The sequence below is a fragment of the Staphylococcus sp. McC-251-APC-3A2 genome (assembly GCF_009695665.1).
Lineage (GTDB): Bacteria > Bacillota > Bacilli > Staphylococcales > Staphylococcaceae > Staphylococcus > Staphylococcus cohnii.
Map to the genome: position 1 here is coordinate 526,782 of NZ_VUNO01000001.1, position 17,890 is coordinate 544,671.

15 protein-coding genes are annotated in these 17,890 nt (G+C 32.8%); 1 reads left to right on the plus strand and 14 read right to left on the minus strand.

Going from position 1 to position 17,890, the window contains the following annotated elements; genetic code table 11:
• Positions 1–16: 16 nt before the first annotated feature.
• From FYJ81_RS02645 to hflX, 3 genes are all read right to left on the minus strand, one after another.
• Positions 17–385 (minus strand): MerR family transcriptional regulator, encoded by a 369-nt coding sequence (locus FYJ81_RS02645; RefSeq protein WP_181187463.1) that lies wholly within the window; start codon positions 383–385, stop codon positions 17–19.
• Between the two features lie 248 nt (positions 386–633).
• Complete coding sequence (locus tag FYJ81_RS02650) at positions 634–1,857, minus strand: methionine gamma-lyase family protein (protein ID WP_107383959.1); 1,224 nt, start codon at positions 1,855–1,857, stop codon at positions 634–636.
• A 14-nt stretch (positions 1,858–1,871) separates the two neighbouring features.
• Entirely contained in the window at positions 1,872–3,104 is a 1,233-nt protein-coding gene (hflX, locus tag FYJ81_RS02655; protein WP_107383960.1) for a GTPase HflX, read from the minus strand.
• A 103-nt stretch (positions 3,105–3,207) separates the two neighbouring features.
• On the opposite strand from hflX, the gene FYJ81_RS02660 reads away from it, so the two are divergent.
• Entirely contained in the window at positions 3,208–3,681 is a 474-nt protein-coding gene (locus tag FYJ81_RS02660) for a glutathione peroxidase (protein WP_154409263.1), read from the plus strand.
• 83 nt (positions 3,682–3,764) lie between these two features.
• On the opposite strand, the gene hfq is transcribed toward FYJ81_RS02660, so the two are convergent.
• The 11 genes from hfq to thiW all read right to left on the minus strand — a co-directional run bounded on the left by hfq (position 3,765) and on the right by thiW (position 17,890).
• A complete protein-coding gene (gene hfq, locus FYJ81_RS02665) occupies positions 3,765–3,983 on the minus strand; it encodes an RNA chaperone Hfq (RefSeq protein WP_046208590.1) in 219 nt (72 codons plus the stop codon).
• Position 3,984: 1 nt separating this feature from the next.
• Positions 3,985–4,932 carry a tRNA (adenosine(37)-N6)-dimethylallyltransferase MiaA gene (gene miaA, locus FYJ81_RS02670; protein WP_192945400.1) on the minus strand — a complete coding sequence of 316 codons (948 nt, stop codon included), beginning with the start codon at positions 4,930–4,932 and terminating at the stop codon, positions 3,985–3,987.
• Between the two features lie 15 nt (positions 4,933–4,947).
• Positions 4,948–5,889, minus strand: coding sequence for an alpha/beta hydrolase (locus FYJ81_RS02675; RefSeq protein ID WP_107383963.1), 942 nt, complete (start codon positions 5,887–5,889; stop codon positions 4,948–4,950).
• Positions 5,890–6,211: 322 nt separating this feature from the next.
• Positions 6,212–7,885 carry a glycerol-3-phosphate dehydrogenase/oxidase gene (locus FYJ81_RS02680; protein WP_107386182.1) on the minus strand — a complete coding sequence of 558 codons (1,674 nt, stop codon included), beginning with the start codon at positions 7,883–7,885 and terminating at the stop codon, positions 6,212–6,214.
• A 146-nt stretch (positions 7,886–8,031) separates the two neighbouring features.
• A complete protein-coding gene (glpK, locus tag FYJ81_RS02685) occupies positions 8,032–9,534 on the minus strand; it encodes a glycerol kinase GlpK (protein ID WP_154409264.1) in 1,503 nt (500 codons plus the stop codon).
• Between the two features lie 177 nt (positions 9,535–9,711).
• Positions 9,712–10,530: an MIP/aquaporin family protein gene (locus FYJ81_RS02690; protein ID WP_107386589.1), complete on the minus strand. Its 819-nt coding sequence runs from the start codon at positions 10,528–10,530 to the stop codon at positions 9,712–9,714.
• Between the two features lie 172 nt (positions 10,531–10,702).
• Positions 10,703–11,737 carry a S66 family peptidase gene (locus FYJ81_RS02695; RefSeq protein ID WP_154409265.1) on the minus strand — a complete coding sequence of 345 codons (1,035 nt, stop codon included), beginning with the start codon at positions 11,735–11,737 and terminating at the stop codon, positions 10,703–10,705.
• A 102-nt stretch (positions 11,738–11,839) separates the two neighbouring features.
• The gene (locus FYJ81_RS02700) at positions 11,840–12,373 is read right to left on the minus strand and encodes a glycerol-3-phosphate responsive antiterminator (protein WP_107383981.1); all 534 of its coding nucleotides are present in this window, start codon (positions 12,371–12,373) and stop codon (positions 11,840–11,842) included.
• Positions 12,374–12,386: 13 nt separating this feature from the next.
• Complete coding sequence (gene mutL / locus FYJ81_RS02705) at positions 12,387–14,324, minus strand: DNA mismatch repair endonuclease MutL (RefSeq protein ID WP_154409266.1); 1,938 nt, start codon at positions 14,322–14,324, stop codon at positions 12,387–12,389.
• A gap of 15 nt (positions 14,325–14,339) precedes the next feature.
• On the minus strand, positions 14,340–16,982 hold the full coding sequence (gene mutS, locus FYJ81_RS02710; RefSeq protein WP_107383969.1) for a DNA mismatch repair protein MutS: 2,643 nt from the start codon (positions 16,980–16,982) through the stop codon (positions 14,340–14,342).
• 419 nt (positions 16,983–17,401) lie between these two features.
• Positions 17,402–17,890 (minus strand): energy coupling factor transporter S component ThiW, encoded by a 489-nt coding sequence (gene thiW / locus FYJ81_RS02715; RefSeq protein ID WP_107386229.1) that lies wholly within the window; start codon positions 17,888–17,890, stop codon positions 17,402–17,404.

Genomic DNA, 17,890 nt, shown 5'->3' on the forward strand with positions numbered 1-17,890 from the left:
ATGTCCCCCATTAATTTTATTTGATAAATCGAGATAAATCTCCACGATTTATCGGAATCGCTTCTCGTTGTGGTTTCTGTGTAGCATCAACAATCATTTGTTTTCTCGTTTCTTGTTCAACATCAGAAAGGTGTTCTTGTTCGTCATTTAAAATCTGTTTAATACCTTTTAAATTAAAACCTTTTTCTATTAATCTTTTTATCTCTAAAAGGCGTTCCAAATCGTTTAACGAAAAAAGTCGTTTATTTCCTTCTGATCTATGTGGTTTAATCAGTTCATGTGTCTCATAATAGCGAACTTGTCTAGCAGTTAATTCACTTAATTTCGTAACAACACTCATAGAGAAGACCGGCATGCTTCGTCGTATCGTATCTTTTGACTCCAATCCAATCACCTCTATTTTTGAACTTGTATTCAATTTAGCATAATTACTAAAGTAATTCAAAAATATGTCAGGTTTTCTAACATATACTTCAAACCATTGATCTTACTGACTTTATAACAGTTTTATTCAATTTAATCGCTGAATTTTCCGAAATTTTTTTAATTTAATTAAAAAAGCCACATATACATTACAATTTGCTATTTAACATAGCAATAAATGCAATTCAATGTGGCATCTCTTTCAGGTTATTAAAATAACTTTTCAACAGCTCTTGTTACTGCTAACTTAATGTGTTCATACGTTAAGCCGCCTTGTATATATGCTTCATATGGGGGTCTAATTGGACCATCCGCTGATAATTCAATTGAAGAACCTTGAATAAAAGTACCCGCAGCCATAATAACATCATCTTCATAACCTGGCATATAAGATGGTTCAGGACTAAAATGTGCGTTAATCGGGGAAGCTGCTTGAATACTTTGACAAAATTGAATCATCTGTTCCTTCGTATCAAAAGTGACCGTTTGAATCAAATCTGTTCTAGGCACATCAAATCTTGGTGAAGTGTGCATATTCATTTTTTCTAATAATAAACTCGTAAATAATGCACCTTTCAAACTTTGACTAACCACATGAGGCGCTAAGAAGAAGCCTTGATACATTTCTTGCAATGAATATAGAGAGGCACCGGCTTCTTTACCAATTCCTGGCGCGGTTAAACGGTATCCACATCTTTCTACCAATGTTTCATTACCTACGATATAACCACCAATTTTAGCTAAACCTCCACCTGGGTTTTTAATTAATGAACCTGCCATTAAATCAGCACCACATTCTATAGGTTCCCGTTCTTCAACAAATTCACCATAACAATTATCTACAAAAATTATGATTTCAGGGTATTTGGCTTTTATTTTTTGAATCGCGCTTTCTATGTTTGTTAAATCTATGGATGGTCGTTGATCATAACCTTTCGAACGCTGAATAGCAATAACCTTAGTTTGCGATGATATTTTAGACAATACCTTATCAATATCAATTTCACCATGCTTTAAGTCAACCTTATTATATAGTATTCCGTGTTCTTTTAAACTTTCTATACCATTACCATTAATACCTATCACTTCTAATAACGTATCGTAAGGATCTCCAGTGATATACAATAACTCATCCCCATATTTCAAAGTACTTTGTAATGCAATCGTGATCGCATGCGTGCCAGAAATAATTTGGGGACGTACTAATGCATCTTCTGCCTTAAATGCATGTGCATAAACCGCTTCTAAATGATCCCGACCTATATCATCATAACCATAACCCGTTGTCCCCAGTAAGTCACTTTCAGCTACTTTAACAGCATGGAATGCATCTAACACTTTTTCTTGATTGATATAAGCGATTTCTTCTATTTTTTTAAAATATGGTTCTAGTTTTGCTTCTGTTTCTGCTATTAATTGCTTCGTATTTTTCATCGTAATTCTTCTTCCTATTCTTTTTTAAAACCTTTTACGGTATATGTTGCATCTGTTTCATTAAATTTGATTTCAGTGACAAGTGTATGCTGTTTTAAAAAATATAATCTATCGGCATCAGCACTTGGTACATTTTCTTCATAAGTAGTCAAAGCAGATTTTACTTGCTCAATAAGTAATTGTTTCACTTTTTCTTCATCTGCTTCATTTTTACTTGAAACAAATATTGATGGTAAATTAGTAGTAGGGGCAGTACCTTCATGTAAATCTTTTTTATTAAAAATAATAGCTTGTGGAATATGCCCCATTTCTAAATCACCTATAATTTGATTAACTGTATCATACTGAACACGATATTCAGGATGACTCGCATCTACGACATGTAACAACAAATCTGCACCTTTCGCTTCTTCTAATGTAGATTTAAACGCAGCGATAAGTGTAGTTGGTAGTTTTTGAATAAAACCAACCGTATCAGATATGATTAAATTAAATCCATCATTAATTTGAATTTGTCTTGTCTTAGGATCTAAAGTAGCAAAAAGTAAATTCTTCTCATAGGTAGCCTCATTAGCTAATGCATTAAACCAAGATGATTTACCAGCGTTTGTATAACCAATTAGTGCTACTTGAAACACATTATTTTGTTCACGTTTATTACGATAACGCTCACGATGTTCAACCACTGTTTCTAATTGATGTTTTATTTCATTCATGCGTGTTCTAATATGACGACGGTCCATTTCTAATTTAGTTTCACCAGGACCTCTCGTTCCAATGCCTCCACCTAATCTTGATAAACTACGCCCATGACCTTGGAGTCTTGGTAATAAATAATCTAATTGCGCTAATTCTACTTGTAACTTACCTTCTTTACTTCGTGCTCGAAGTGCAAAAATTTCTAAAATCAGTTGCGTTCTGTCGATAATTTTAACATTCAAATTACCATTTAATGTTTTTGACTGTGCCGTTGTCAATTCATCATTAGCAACTACTACATCTATTTCGTTCATTTCTACGTATGCTTTAATTTCTTCTAACTTACCTTTTCCAACGTAATATTTATTATCAAAATGTTGTCTGTTCTGAGTAAATTCAGCTTGTACATTTAATTGGCATGTTTCAGACAATGAAGCTAATTCTTCCATTGTTGATTCAAAATCAAACACTTCATCGGTTTGAGCTTGTACTCCAACTAAAATTGCTGATTCTAATTCCTTTTTAGTCGTATGTGTTTGTTGGCTCATAACATGCACCTCTTTCAAAGTTTTCTTTGCTATTTTATCATAGTGTTTATATAAAGACTATCTTCTCAAATTATGTTAAATTATTAATAAGAGGTGACGCTATATGAATATATACGATATAGAAGTTCAAAAATCAAATGGTGAAACATACAAATTAGAAGAATATAAAAACAAAGTATTGCTAATTGTTAATACTGCTAGTGAATGTGGTTTCACACCACAATTTGAAGGATTACAACATTTATACGACAACTATAAAGACCAAGGATTTGTTGTACTAGGTTTTCCATGTAATCAATTTGGAGGTCAAGAGCCAGGTACTGGTGAAGAAGCGACTCAAAACTGTAAAATCAATTATGGCGTATCTTTTCCAATGCATGAAAAGATTGATGTCAAAGGAGAAAATCAACACCCATTATATCAATTCCTAACAGAACAACAAAATGGATTTTTCAATGAAAAAATCAAATGGAATTTCACAAAATTTTTGATTGATAGAGAAGGTAAAGTAACCAATCGTTACGCACCACAAAAAAAACCAGGTCAAATTGAAGCAGATATTGAAGCACTATTATAAATAATAAGAAAGCTACACTTGATAATTTATATCAAAGTGTAGCTTTTTCATTTAAAGTATGCAAAATAAATTGTTTTTTAATATTATACTTCTTCTACTGCATCATCAAGCGTGAATGTACTGATAGCATGTTTATAAATAAGATGTTGCTTTCCTTGTGTTAATAAACAAACTAAATTGTCATCATAATCTTCAATAATGCCCTTCATTTGAAAACCGTTTACTAAAAATACGATAACTTTCGTTTGATCAGCCTTAAATTGTCCTAGGAATTTATCTTGGATGTTTTCTGTTGTATTCATGTTATGTTTTCCTTTTCTTTATTTGGACTGAAACTTCATCTAACATCAATGAAAGTGACATTTTCTCTCTATCTAACCATACTACGTCGAGTTTGTTTTTGAACCAAGTTATTTGTCTTTTAGCATAATTTCTAGAATGCTTTTTCAATTTATTTGTTGCTTCGGCTAGACTAGCCTCATTTTTAATTACAGGTAACATCTCTTTATATCCGATAGCTTGCATACTTTGACAAGTTTCAAAACCATCTTCAACGAGTTGTTTCACTTCATTTAGTAATCCGCGTTCCAACATTATATCTACACGTTTATTAATTCTTTGATATAAAGTTTCGCGTGACATTTCTATCCCTATTAATAATGTATCATAATTTTCTGTATATTGTTGGTTTTTCTTGCGTGAACTTAAAAGTTTTTTTGTTTTTAAATAATATTCAATAGCTCTTCGAACTCTTTTTCGGTTATTTGGATGTATATTATCAGCTGAAATTTTATCTATAGATGCTAAATAGTCATGCATTGCTTCATTTGTTAATGAATCTATTTCTTTTAGCGCATGATCGACTTTAATTTGTTGTGCTTCAGATATCGTTTCATCCTCGAAGGCATAATTATAGATTAATGATTGGATATACAAGCCTGTGCCACCAACTATGATAGGCACATGATTTCTATCCGTGATTTCATTAATTAAATTTTGAGCTCTATTTTTAAAATCATATGCAGAAAAAGTTTCATCAGGTTCCAAAATATCTATCATATGATGAGGTATATCAGCCATCTCTTCTTGTTTTATTTTTGCTGTTCCAATATCCATGTATTTATATACTTGCATGGAATCTCCGCTAATTATTTCACCATTAAATTTTTTAGCCAATTCAATGCTTAATTCTGTTTTACCAACAGCTGTTGGACCAACTAATGCAATTATGAATGGTTTATCGCTCTGCACTTATATCAACTCTCTCTATGCTTTATCTGCTCTGTTATATTTTTTTAAAATTTGTCTTTCTATCCAATCGTACATATGTTGCCATGTAGTCGTCGCATCTTTTTCAAATAAGACTTCATGTCTTTTATTTTTGTATAAATGTACTGTGATATGTTGAATATTACCTTTTTTATATAATTTCCCTAAATGTCTAATCCCTTTGCCATAATTACCTATCGCATCATCTTTTCCAGAAATAAGTAAAATGGGTAGATCTGGTTTCATTTTTTTTATATTTTTTAATTTACTTGTCTGTAACATATATTTCACTGTTTCAAAAATCAATTGATTTGAGACTAAAAATCCAGTATAAGGGTCTTTTTCAAATTTTTCTACTTCTTGTTCATCGCTGGATAACCAATCACTTTCCGATTTATTATTTTTTATATTTTTATTAAAGGTTTTATACATTATTTGGTTTAACCATTTTAAACGCCGTCTTTTTCCAGTTATTAAAGTGATAAGTTTTAAAACTATTTGTACGAGTTTACCTAGATATTTAGGGTACTGCATAGTTCCTGATAAAATCATACCTTGCGCAACATCAGGATATTTTTGTGTGAAAATTCTAGCGATAATAGAACCCATAGAATGCCCTAATATAATATATGGCGTATGCACAGAATCAGAATACAACGTCTGTGCAATTTCAAAAGTATCGTCAGCTGTTTGCTCCATACTATCAATGTGACCACGTTCGTATGATTCTATATCTATACCATGCCCTCTATGGTTGTGTCGCAGTACATCATATCCTTGTTGATTTAATGATTCAACAAGCGCATCATATCTATCCATATGTTCCGCCATGCCATGAAGTAAGTGAATAACACCAATCGTATCTTTTTTCGCCTTATTCAATTTCACTTCTAAAGTTGTCCCATCTGCAACAGTGATTTTAAACTCATTTCCACTCATGTTTTACCCCCAAATCACGTATCGTTTCATTCATCATACATTATACAATATACCTTCAAAGTACACTGTTTTCAAATACAATGCTATTAAGCTTTATTACATTTTACAACGCAATTATTAGTGAAATTAAATGCATTATATCTTTAAAAACTAACTAAGTAAAAAAACCTGTGTCGCTCTATATTTCTTAGATATAAAAACCCCCTTCAAAGCTTACATTTTTTTAATGTCTACTTTGAAGGGGGGAAATTATTATTCATAGTTTGAATCCACTCACTCATATACATGAGCATTCAATGATAGATTCATACAATATTTAAATTTATTCTTTAACTGCAGGTTGATTATTACCCGTTTGTGCTTCATCAATTGCAGTTTGAAGTTCTTTTGTAAACAAGTCTTTTTGAATATCTGTGTAGCCAAGTAATTCAGCCATTACATCAATCACTTGATCTTTATAATTTAGAACATCATCTATTTTGAAATAAAGTTTACCAGTACGACGAATAAAGAAATCTGTTGGACGATGAACCATTTCGTTTTGAATAGAATAAATCAATTCTGTATAAATATCTAATGGTAAACCAGACTCTTGATATTGTGCTGTTTGAGCAATTTTGAATAATTCTTCTACATTCGAACCATATTTCGTTGCAAAATGACGTGCTGTTGCATCATCTATTTGATAAGCTTTGGCATCTTCAACTTTTTTATCAATAAAGTTATCAAAGTTTGCACTACCACCAACATCTCCACCAGAAATTGGTAAGTGTTTTGTAGCACATTTATCAAATTTCAAACCGTACTCTGATTTTAAGCGTTTAGATAATAAGTCCACAATTTCTAATGCCATATGGCGATAACCAGTTAATTTACCACCAGCAATCGTGAGTAAACCAGACTTACCTTCCCATACTTCATCTTTACGAGAAATTTCTGAAGGATCTTTACCTTCTTCTAAAATCAATGGTCTAACACCAGCCCATGATGATTCAATGTCTTCATCAGCTACATTTACATCTGGGAACATATAGTTGATTGCGTCGATTAAATAATCTCTATCTTCCTGTGTTGCTAATGGTGACGTTTTATCGTTATCGTAAAACGTATCTGTTGTACCTACATATGCTTTTCCTTCACGAGGAATCGCAAAAATCATACGTCCATCTTTTTCAGTATCAAAGTATACTGCTTGTCCTAATGGGAATTTCGATTGATCTATAACAATATGAACACCTTTTGTTAAGCGCAGTTGTTTGTTATTACGTGCATAATCACCGCTACGTACTTCATCTACCCATGGGCCACTCGCATTGATTACTTTTTTAGCCTTAATTGGGTAAGTTTCACCAGTAATTTGGTCTTCAGCATGAATACCATTTACCTTTTCATTTGAATCATATGTGAAATGTACTGATTTCGTATGGTTAATTATTGTTGCGCCTTTTTCAGCTGCACGTTTCATAACTTCAATTGTTAAACGCGCATCGTCAGTACGATATTCAACGTAAGATCCGCCGCCTTTTAAGCCTGATTTTTTAACAAGTGGCTCTTTCGCTAACGTTTCTTTAGCATTTAACATTGTTTTACGTTCTGATTTTTTTACGCCTGCTAGTCTGTCATACATTGTTAAACCAATAGCTGTGGTAAATTTACCCATTGAACCACCTTTATGCATTGGCAATAACATACGCTCTGGTGTCGTTACATGAGGGCCATTTTCATATACAATCGCACGCTCACGACCAGTTTCTGCTACAACGCCCACTTGCAATTGCTTCAAGTAACGTAAACCACCATGAACTAATTTTGTTGAACGTGAACTTGTACCTTGTGCAAAGTCTTGCATTTCTACTAACGCAACCTTCATACCTCTTTGTGTTGCATCTAATGCAATACCTGCACCAGTAATACCTCCACCGATAATGACAACGTCAAAAGTATCATTTTTTAAATCTTTCTTAATCTGCTCTCTTTTCAAAGTTGATAAACTCATAAAATCTAGCGCCTCCTAGTAGTAATAAAAAAAGAGAGACCTATCCCATACATATATAATTGTACGAACAGTGTCTCTCAATTCTCATCTCGATAATATTAACTTACCCTTATTATAGCATAAGAAACTTAGATAAGTCTAATTCTTTATTCATCGTCTAACTTAAAGACTTGCGTTGCTTCTACAGCTTTTTTCCAGCCTTTATATAATTTATTTCTTTCTTTTTCTTCCATATCTGGATTAAATTCTTTTTCTAGTTTCCAACGGTTAGCAATTTCATCTTTATTATCCCAGAAACCTACAGCTAAACCAGCTAAATAAGCAGCACCTAAAGCTGTTGTTTCATTAATTTCTGGACGTTCAACACTCACGTTTAATAAATCAGATTGGAATTGCATAATAAAGTTATTTTTAACAGCACCACCGTCAACACGCAGGTTATTCACTGTAATATCAGAATCTTTTTCCATTGCTTCAAGTACATCACGCGTTTGATAACACAGTGATTCTAATGTAGCACGGATAAAGTGTTCTTTTTCAGTACCACGCGTTAAACCAAAGATTGCTCCACGTGCATCTGCATCCCAATATGGTGTTCCTAAGCCTACGAATGCAGGCACAACGTAAACACCTTCTGTAGATTCTACACGTTCTGCGTAATTTTCTGATTGTGGTGCAGAATTAATCATTCTTAATCCATCTCGTAACCATTGAATGGCTGAACCCGAAACAAAGATAGAACCTTCAAGTGCATAATTAACTTTTCCATCTAGTCCGTAAGCGATTGTTGTTAACAAACCGCTTTTAGATGCTACAGCTTCTTCACCTGTATTCATCAACATAAAGCCACCTGTACCGTAGGTGTTTTTTACATCTCCACGTTCAAAACAAGCTTGACCAAATAATGCTGCTTGTTGGTCACCTGCAATACCAGCAATTGGTATTTCTTGTCCAAAGAAATGATAATCAATGGTATTTGCATAAACTTCACTAGACTCTTTAACTTCAGGTAACATAGTGTTTGGAATTTCTAATATCTCCAATAATTCTTGATCCCATTCTAAATCATGGATATTATAAATCAATGTACGGCTTGCATTTGTATAATCTGTAATATGTGCTTTGCCACCAGATAATTTCCACACTAGCCATGAATCAATTGTACCGAATAATAAATCTCCATTATCAGCTTTTTCTCTTGCACCTTCTACATTATCAAGAATCCATTTAACTTTTGTCCCAGCGAAATACGGATCTAATAAGAGACCTGTTTTTTCTCTGAATTTATCTTCTAAACCTTGTTCTTTTAATTCTTGACAGATGCCTTGTGTTTGACGTGATTGCCAAACAATTGCATGATATACCGGTCTTGATGTTTTCTTATCCCACACTACCGTAGTTTCACGTTGGTTTGTAATACCAATACCAGCAATTTGATCTGCACCAACGTTTTCTTCATTTAAAACTTCAGCCATAACAGCTAAAACAGACGTCCAAATTTCATTAGCATCATGTTCTACCCAGCCTGATTTTGGAAAATATTGTTTGAATTCACGTTGTGCAACGCCTTTGATTTTTCCGTCTTGATCAAACAGAATTGCTCTAGAACTCGTAGTGCCTTGGTCGATTGACAAAATATATTTTTCCATAATTATTAGCTCCCTCTTCTAATGTTCATAACACGAATTACATATGTAATTCACATTGATATACATACTTTTCTGTACCCTTTTTTTATTAGTTCACTCAACTAATAATTTTATATTAATCCAATGATAATAATATCTAGTTATATTTTAACGTAAATACAAATAAATTAAACGTAATTAATATATCGATTCAATACCTTTAGCATTTTTCGCTTTATTTAATACGACACCTAAAATAAGTGTGATGATTAATAATACGATTGCAACCACTGACATTGTATCAAATGCACCTTTATAAAACAGTCTATAAATCACCGCACCAATCATACCACCAGTCACAGGGCCTAACACTGGTACAATTGCATAGGACCAATTAGAATCGCCTTTGCCAGAGATTGGTAGAATTGCATGTGCAATACGTGGACCTAAATCACGCGCTGGGTTAATTGCATAACCTGTAGGACCACCTAGGCTTAAACCAATTGCAACGATTAAACTACCGACAATTAATGGATTTAGTCCATCAGCAATTTTATTCATACCGATGAATAAAAGCCCCATTGTTAAAATAGCTGTGCCAATAATTTCACTCATAAAGTTTGCAAAATAGTTCTTAATGGCAGGAGCTGTAGAAAATACAGCTAATTTTGTACCTTGATCTTCTGTTGCTTTCCATTGAGCTAAATACATTAACCAAACTAATGCACCACCCACAATACCACCAAGGATTTGACAGATGATATAACCAGGTACCATAGACCAATTAACTGCGCCATCCATTGCAAATGCTAAAGTCACTGCTGGATTTAAATGCGCACCCGATATATTACCTACCGCGTACACTCCCATAGTAACTGCTAATCCCCAACCTGTAGCAATAACGATCCAATCTGCGCCATTCCCATTACTTCTTTTTAAGTTGACGTTTGCAACAACGCCTCCCCCAAATAGTACAAGTATTGCTGTTCCCAAAAATTCAGCAAAATATACACTCATAAAGACTCCTCCTAAAATAAGACAGGGAGATCCCTACAATTATATCCAGTTGTGAACCACCGGTTTAATTACTGTAGAAATCTCCCATCTCTGTTCTAAATATTAACTTGAGTTTATCTTACACCGTTGTTGTAAGCGTTGTCAAATGTTTTTGTAGAAAAGTTGTCACAACTTAAGTGGATACTACACTGTTTTCAGCGATACTAAACTGACCGGTTAATGGATCAATTTGTGCCATCAACCCATAAGGAATCGCATGTTTTGGTTCATTGTGACCAAATGATAAATTATAAAAAACAACCATTTTAGGATTATTGCATTTTTTTATTATTTTAAATATTTCTCTTTTATAATTTTCATAATATACATTGTTAAAAGGCTTGCCAAAAATCATGCCATTCAGACGGTTTAAAATACCATGCTCTAGCAATTGCTCTAAATATTCAGCAAACATTTCCGGTGTCGGTGTGTCTTCCGATGTTTCTAAAAATAATATTGCCCCATTAAAAGCCTCAATTTCAGGAAATATTGAAGTATGACGTAAGTCAACAAAAGTTTCTAGATTCCCGCCTAAAAGATGGCCGCTTACTTTGTTATTACCATTTAATATTTCGTATCCATTTTGGACTATTTCAGGTCTACACCTGTTTTTATTTTTTATATCCCACTTTAATCCGTATGGTCGTATATAAAATGCTGGTTCTATTGTTCCAATTTTATTTGTATTAAACCAACACTTGTTAATATTCTCTACAGTATATGTATCCATTGCAATATTTTCTGCAAAATCAGTAAGTAATGCCTGCCCATAAAAACTAACTATCCCCATTTTATAAAACATCAAATGTACTGTAGTTGTATCTGAATAACCACTGAATATTTTAGGATTTGTGGCAATTGCCTGCAAATCCACATAAGGCAAAATGCGTATCGCATCTTCTCCACCAATACAACTAATAATAGCTTTAACTTCTGGATCTTTTACTGCTTCATTTAAATCTTTCGCTCTACATTCTGGGTGATCGTGAATAAACGTTACACCTTTGAGTGCATGGGGCATTACTTTGACTTTTAAACCAAATTCACTTTCCAAACGATGAATGCCTTGTCGCGTTCGCCATAACATATCACTTTCACCTGCTAAACCAGAAGAAAGAGACACAATCGCCACAGTGTCTCCTTCTTTTAATTGCATTGGTTTTATCATTATCAACAACTCCCTATACTCGTTCATGGCGATCGTTCGCAAATATATTGATGATATCAAAATACTTAACTTTTATTGTTTTAGTTATATCATCTGATTAGATTACCATAACGATCGATCACTAGTTGTAATATATTTTGCACCATTTGAAACTGCAATGTCTACTTCTTCTTTACTGTTAATGAGTCCGCCAGCAATTACAGCAGTATTCGTTTCTTCGTTAATGATACGTATGGCTTTTGTAGCAATACCCGGTAAAACTTCCACAAAATCTGGTTCTACACGCTTAATCAATTCAATACTTCTAGATAATGCATGGCTATCTAATACAAATACTCTGAACACAGTTGTTGTATTTAGTGATTTTGCTTTGTTAATTACTTTTGTCTTGGTTGAAACGATGCCTTTAGGATGATAATTTTGAATAATGTATTCACACGCGAATTCATCATGGCTCATACCTTTGATTAAATCGATATGCATGTATGTTTCAATATTATTCTTGTTTAATAGACCCATGATGCTTTTAACATGCCCAATATGCGCATCTAACATGACACATTCCTTATAATCTGTCATCGTTAATTTTTCTAAATCTTTCATTGAGCGAACTGCAGGTAAAATATGCGGTTTCAACATGAATTCCTCCTTAGACAATACGTTTAAATAGACGTTCTAATTCATAATTTGAGAAATTAATAATAATGGGTCTTCCATGCGGACAGGTGAATGGATCTTCAGTCTCTCTCAACTGATTGACTAAATCTGCCATTTCATTATTTTTTAGATAGTGGTTAGCCTTAATTGATTTTTTACAACTCATCATAATCGCAGCTTCTTCACGAATTTTTCTAACGTCGACTTTTTTATGTTCTAATACATATTCAATCATATCTTTGATGATTTCTTCTGCTTCTTCTTTCGGAAACCAAACAGGATAGCTATCTACAATATAATCATGTCCACCAAATGGTTCTAAATGCACGCCTACCTTATCTAATTCATCTTTATACTGATTAATAATCATTAATTCATCTTTTGAGAAATGGAAAGTTAACGGGATTAATAAATTTTGACTTTCATTTACAACATCACCAATTTTTTCTCTGAAATATTCATACTTTATTCTTTCTTGAGCTGCGTGTTGGTCAATCATAAACATACCATTTTCATTTTGAGCGATAATATAGGTACCGTGGACTTGTCCAACAATTTCCATGTAGGGTATTCGACGAGTTGGTGAAGCACTCACGCGACCTTTAATATCCTCATCACTATTATCTTCAACTGAGACTTCATTATCAGTAGAATCACTATTTGTTGTTTCAAAATCATAAAGTAGTTCATTTTGTATTTTCTTATAATCATTTTGTGATTCTTGAATACGATTTTGTTCACCATCGTGTTGATTTATATAAGATGCTTCATTTTCTACACTTGTGTCATTTTCATTATGCATGTTTGAATCAGCTGTTTGTTCAATATTTTGCTCAAAGTTATTTTGTTGTTGACGTTTTTCAAAATCCATTTTCTGTTGCTCAAATTGGTTTAATACCTTGTTTTTCTTCGTCATTTTATCCATATCATTTTGAGGAATTAAAATGCGATCTTTAAAAGCTTCACGAATTTTGTTAACGATTAATTCAAAAAGCTGGTCTTCTTTTGATAATCTTACCTCTAATTTAGTTGGATGGACATTGACATCTACCAATATCGGATCCATTTCAATATTGATATAACATATTGGGTAACGACCAACCATTAATAAAGTATGATAACCTTCTAAAATCGCTTTATTTAACAAGAAATTCTTAATATATCTCCCGTTAATAAAGATAGAAATATAATGCTTATTACTTCTAGAATGTTCAGGTTTCGCAAAATAAGCATCTAAATGATAATCACTTGTATCCCCTGTAACATGTACTAAGTCTTTAGCAACTTTCATACCATAAATTTCAGCCATCACTTCATTTGTTCTACCAGATCCATTTGTTTTTATAATTGTTTTACCATCAGACACAAGCGAAATACGTATATCAGGATGACTCATGGCCATACGATTTACTATATCTGTTATCTTACCTAGTTCGGTATATAGACTCTTAATATATTTTAATCGTGCTGGCGTATTATAAAATAGTGACTCCACTAAAATATCTGTGCCTCTTTTTGCTTTAGCTGGTTTTCGATTTAAAACCTCACCATTTTCCACATAAATTTCTTGGCCTTCTTGATTACCTGTGCATGTTTTCAATGTTACCTTAGAAACTGATGAAATACTAGCTAATGCCTCTCCACGAAAGCCTAATGTACGAATATGGAACAGATCATCATCTGCATCCAATTTGCTTGTTGCGTGACGATGGAATACTAAATCTAAATCATCGATTTCAATACCAGTACCGTTGTCAACAACACGTATAGAAGCGACGCCTGATTGTTCAACCTCTATATTTATTTCTGTTGCTTGTGCATCAATTGCATTTTCTAATAGTTCTTTCACAACTGATCCAGGTCTTTCCACTACTTCACCAGCTGCTATTTTATTTGCTAAAGATGTCTGTAATTCTTTTATTTTACCCATTGAATGACCTCACCTCTACTTTAACTGATTCTGTAATTCACTAAGTTTTACTAGGGCTTCTATCGGTGTCATATTCGATAAATTTAATTGCTTAATTTCATTCTCTATTTCACTTTGTGCTGCTGGATAATCAAACAAATCAAAAGCTGCTTGTTCAAATTGGTAGCTGTTATGTTCTTGTTTGTCATCGCTATAGTTGTAATCATTTTCTGCTACTATTGGTTTTTCTAAAGATTGTGCTTCCACACCTGTTTTAATAACATTGACTTTTTCATTTGTCGTTTGTTCTTGATTATTATTTTGTTCAAATGCATCTAGAATTACTTGTGCGCGTGAGATAACTGCTTCTGGTAAATGTGCTAACTTCGCTACTTGGATACCATAGCTATCATCGACAGCTCCATCTTTAACTTTATGTAAGAAGATAAGCTCACCATTGTATTCATTTGCTGCAACATGAACATTTTTCAACGAAGATAACGACTGATCTAAAGTTGTTAATTCGTGGTAATGTGTAGAGAATAATGTCTTGGCATGAGAAGTATGTGCAACGAATTCAATCATAGCTTGTGCCAAAGCCAATCCATCATAAGTAGAGGTACCTCTACCTATTTCATCAAAAATAATTAAACTATCTTCTGTAGCATTAGCAAGTGCTTTTTGTGCTTCCAACATCTCAACCATAAATGTACTTTTACCAGAAACTAAATCATCTGCAGCTCCAATTCTTGTAAATATTTGATCAAAAACTGGTAATACAGCTGCTTCACAAGGTACGTATGCGCCCATTTGTGCCATAATACTTATGATTGCAACTTGTCTCATATAAGTAGATTTCCCTGACATATTAGGTCCTGTGATTAAATAAATAAACGTATCTTGATCTAGTTTACAATCATTTGGCACATAGTCGTTGTGATCCATGACACGTTCTACAACTGGATGCCTTGAATTTGTTAATTTAAGTGTCTTGTCTTCACTAAATGCAGGTCTTGCATAATTGTATTTTTGCGCTATTTCTGCAAAACTTTGTAAACAATCCAATTCTGAAATAATTTTCGCTTGTTTTTGCAAACGCTCTGTATACGTTTTTATTTGCTCTCTCAATTGCACAAATAATTGATATTCTAATTCAATCGCTTTATCTTCAGCACCTAAAATAATATCTTCTTTTTCTTTTAATTCATCCGTAATAAATCGTTCTGCATTTGATAAAGTTTGTTTACGATGATAACCATATGCAGAAGGATCAAAACCTTGCAAGTTGGCTCTTGTAATTTCAATAAAATATCCAAAGACTTTGTTAAAACTAATCTTCAGTGATTTAATACCAGTGCGTTGACGTTCCTTTGTCTGCAGTTCAGCCAACCAAGATTTACCATTCTTCGATGCTTCTAAATACTCATCAAGCTCCTGATTAAATCCTTTTTTGAATAATCCACCTTCTTTAACAGAGATAGGTGGCTCTTCTTTCAAACTATTTTCTAACAATGTTAACAATTCATCTAAAGGTTCAAGTGCTTTAAATTGTTCAGTGGTTTCTGTATCTAAACCATCTAATAATTGTTTAATATTGGGTATCTCAGAAATTGAATGTTTTAACTGAATTAAATCTCTAGCATTTACATTTCCATAACTTACACGGCCGACTAAACGCTCGATATCATATACTTGATTAAGATGTTCTCTCAAAGTGTCTCTCTCTATAAAAAAGTCAATAAATTGCTCAACTGTATCTAGCCGAGATTCAATTTGGTTTTTATGGATTAACGGTCTATCAATCCATTGTTTTAATCTTCTTGCCCCCATAGGCGTTTTAGTTTCATCCATCAACCATAGCAATGTTCCTTTTTTACTTTTTAGGCGTATGCTTTCTGTCAATTCTAAATTACGTTTTGCATAAAAGTCCATTTTCATAAAATCTACTGCTTCATATTTTACAACAGTTTCTATATGAGATAGATCTCGTTTTTGCGTATGGAAAATATAATCAAGTAATAACTGAGTCGCATTATATAAAGATTGATCATTACTTGTATTAACTGCATATTCTGCATTTGATATTTCATTCAATACTGTAATTGTTTCAGTTGTCAAACTAATTTGACGTTTTAATCCCTCATCTATTTGCGCATTTACCACGATTTCATTTGGATTAATTGTTGTTATTTCATTAATTAATGTAGCTTGATCGTTAAAAGATGTTACTTTAAGTTCTCCTGTAGACACATCACAATAACTTAGTGCATAACAATCATTTATTTGTACAAAGCTCAAAATATAATTGTTTTGTTTTTCATCTACGCCGCCTTGATCCATAACCGTACCAGGCGTAACGATTCTAACTACCTCACGTTTTACCATTCCCTTTGTTTGTCTAGGGTCTTCCATTTGCTCGCAAATAGCAACTTTATATCCATTATTAATTAATGTTTCGATATAGCCATCTGCTGAATGGTAAGGTACACCGCACATAGGAATGGGATTTTCTTTTTTAGCATCCCGTTTCGTTAATGTTATTTCTAGAACTCTAGATGCTTCTTTCGCATCTTCAAAAAACATTTCATAAAAATCGCCTAATCTAAAAAATAGTAAACAATCTTGATATTGTGATTTTATTTTTAAATACTGCTGCATCATTGGCGTTTGGTTAGTCATTTAATCTTTCACAATCCTTCTATTAGTTTCTCACTATAATTTAAAATACATTAAATAAATCATTACTTATGTATGTTAAATCATTAAATCAGATGACTTTTCAATTGTTCATCTGATTGATATTTATGCTTTATATCAGGAATTTTACTACTTTATCGTTTTGTACTCTCAAACCATTTTCCTGAGATTTTATTGTCCATTTAACTCTTAAATTTTAACATAACTTTAGCTTTTACGCTTATGCTTACAGGGTCAGATTGATATAAAAACTTCATTAATTCGCTGATTGATATATAAAATTTATAAAAAAAAGATTAAGTCTCATTTGCACATACAAATAGTTAATTACAAATCTACATTATAATTAATTCTTTTATATGTTAAAAGTAATGAAACTTAACCTTTTCATATTTACATATTTATAAGAAGCGTTTTAAAATACCTTTTCTTTTCATAATCATTAAAACGATGTAACTAATCATTGCACCAATCACACTTGATACAATAAAAGCTATCATTAAAGGCTTTACAGCAAAATTATTAAAGCCTAATAACCAAGCTAAAGGTATGCACATGATACTACCAATGATACCTGTACCTATAACTTCACCTACTGCTGCCATAAAAATATGTTTTCGATAATAGTAAAAACCACTTGCTAATAATACGCCAACCATACTTCCAGGAAATGCAAAGAAACTACCGGTGCCAAATAGCATTCTTAACAACGAAGATATAAACGCTTGTGCCAAACCAAACCAAGGTCCCACAAATACCGCGCATATAACATTGATTAAATGTTGAATAGGTGCCGCTTTAATAGGCCCTAAAGGTATAACAACAATGCTACTTAACACTACATTAATAGCAATCAATATCGCAGTTAGTGTTAATTTTCTTGTTTTCAT

What these genes read in the sequence shown, in the direction of transcription:
- FYJ81_RS02650 (WP_107383959.1), bottom strand. Translation starts at nt 1,857, where the DNA reads ATGAAAAATACGAAGCAATTAATAGCAGAAACAGAAGCAAAACTAGAA.
- hflX (WP_107383960.1), bottom strand. Translation starts at nt 3,104, where the DNA reads ATGAGCCAACAAACACATACGACTAAAAAGGAATTAGAATCAGCAATT.
- FYJ81_RS02660 (WP_154409263.1), top strand. Translation starts at nt 3,208, where the DNA reads ATGAATATATACGATATAGAAGTTCAAAAATCAAATGGTGAAACATAC.
- hfq (WP_046208590.1), bottom strand. Translation starts at nt 3,983, where the DNA reads ATGAATACAACAGAAAACATCCAAGATAAATTCCTAGGACAATTTAAG.
- FYJ81_RS02675 (WP_107383963.1), bottom strand. Translation starts at nt 5,889, where the DNA reads ATGAGTGGAAATGAGTTTAAAATCACTGTTGCAGATGGGACAACTTTA.
- FYJ81_RS02680 (WP_107386182.1), bottom strand. Translation starts at nt 7,885, where the DNA reads ATGAGTTTATCAACTTTGAAAAGAGAGCAGATTAAGAAAGATTTAAAA.
- glpK (WP_154409264.1), bottom strand. Translation starts at nt 9,534, where the DNA reads ATGGAAAAATATATTTTGTCAATCGACCAAGGCACTACGAGTTCTAGA.
- FYJ81_RS02690 (WP_107386589.1), bottom strand. Translation starts at nt 10,530, where the DNA reads ATGAGTGTATATTTTGCTGAATTTTTGGGAACAGCAATACTTGTACTA.
- FYJ81_RS02695 (WP_154409265.1), bottom strand. Translation starts at nt 11,737, where the DNA reads ATGATAAAACCAATGCAATTAAAAGAAGGAGACACTGTGGCGATTGTG.
- mutL (WP_154409266.1), bottom strand. Translation starts at nt 14,324, where the DNA reads ATGGGTAAAATAAAAGAATTACAGACATCTTTAGCAAATAAAATAGCA.
- mutS (WP_107383969.1), bottom strand. Translation starts at nt 16,982, where the DNA reads ATGACTAACCAAACGCCAATGATGCAGCAGTATTTAAAAATAAAATCA.
- thiW (WP_107386229.1), bottom strand. Translation starts at nt 17,890, where the DNA reads ATGAAAACAAGAAAATTAACACTAACTGCGATATTGATTGCTATTAAT.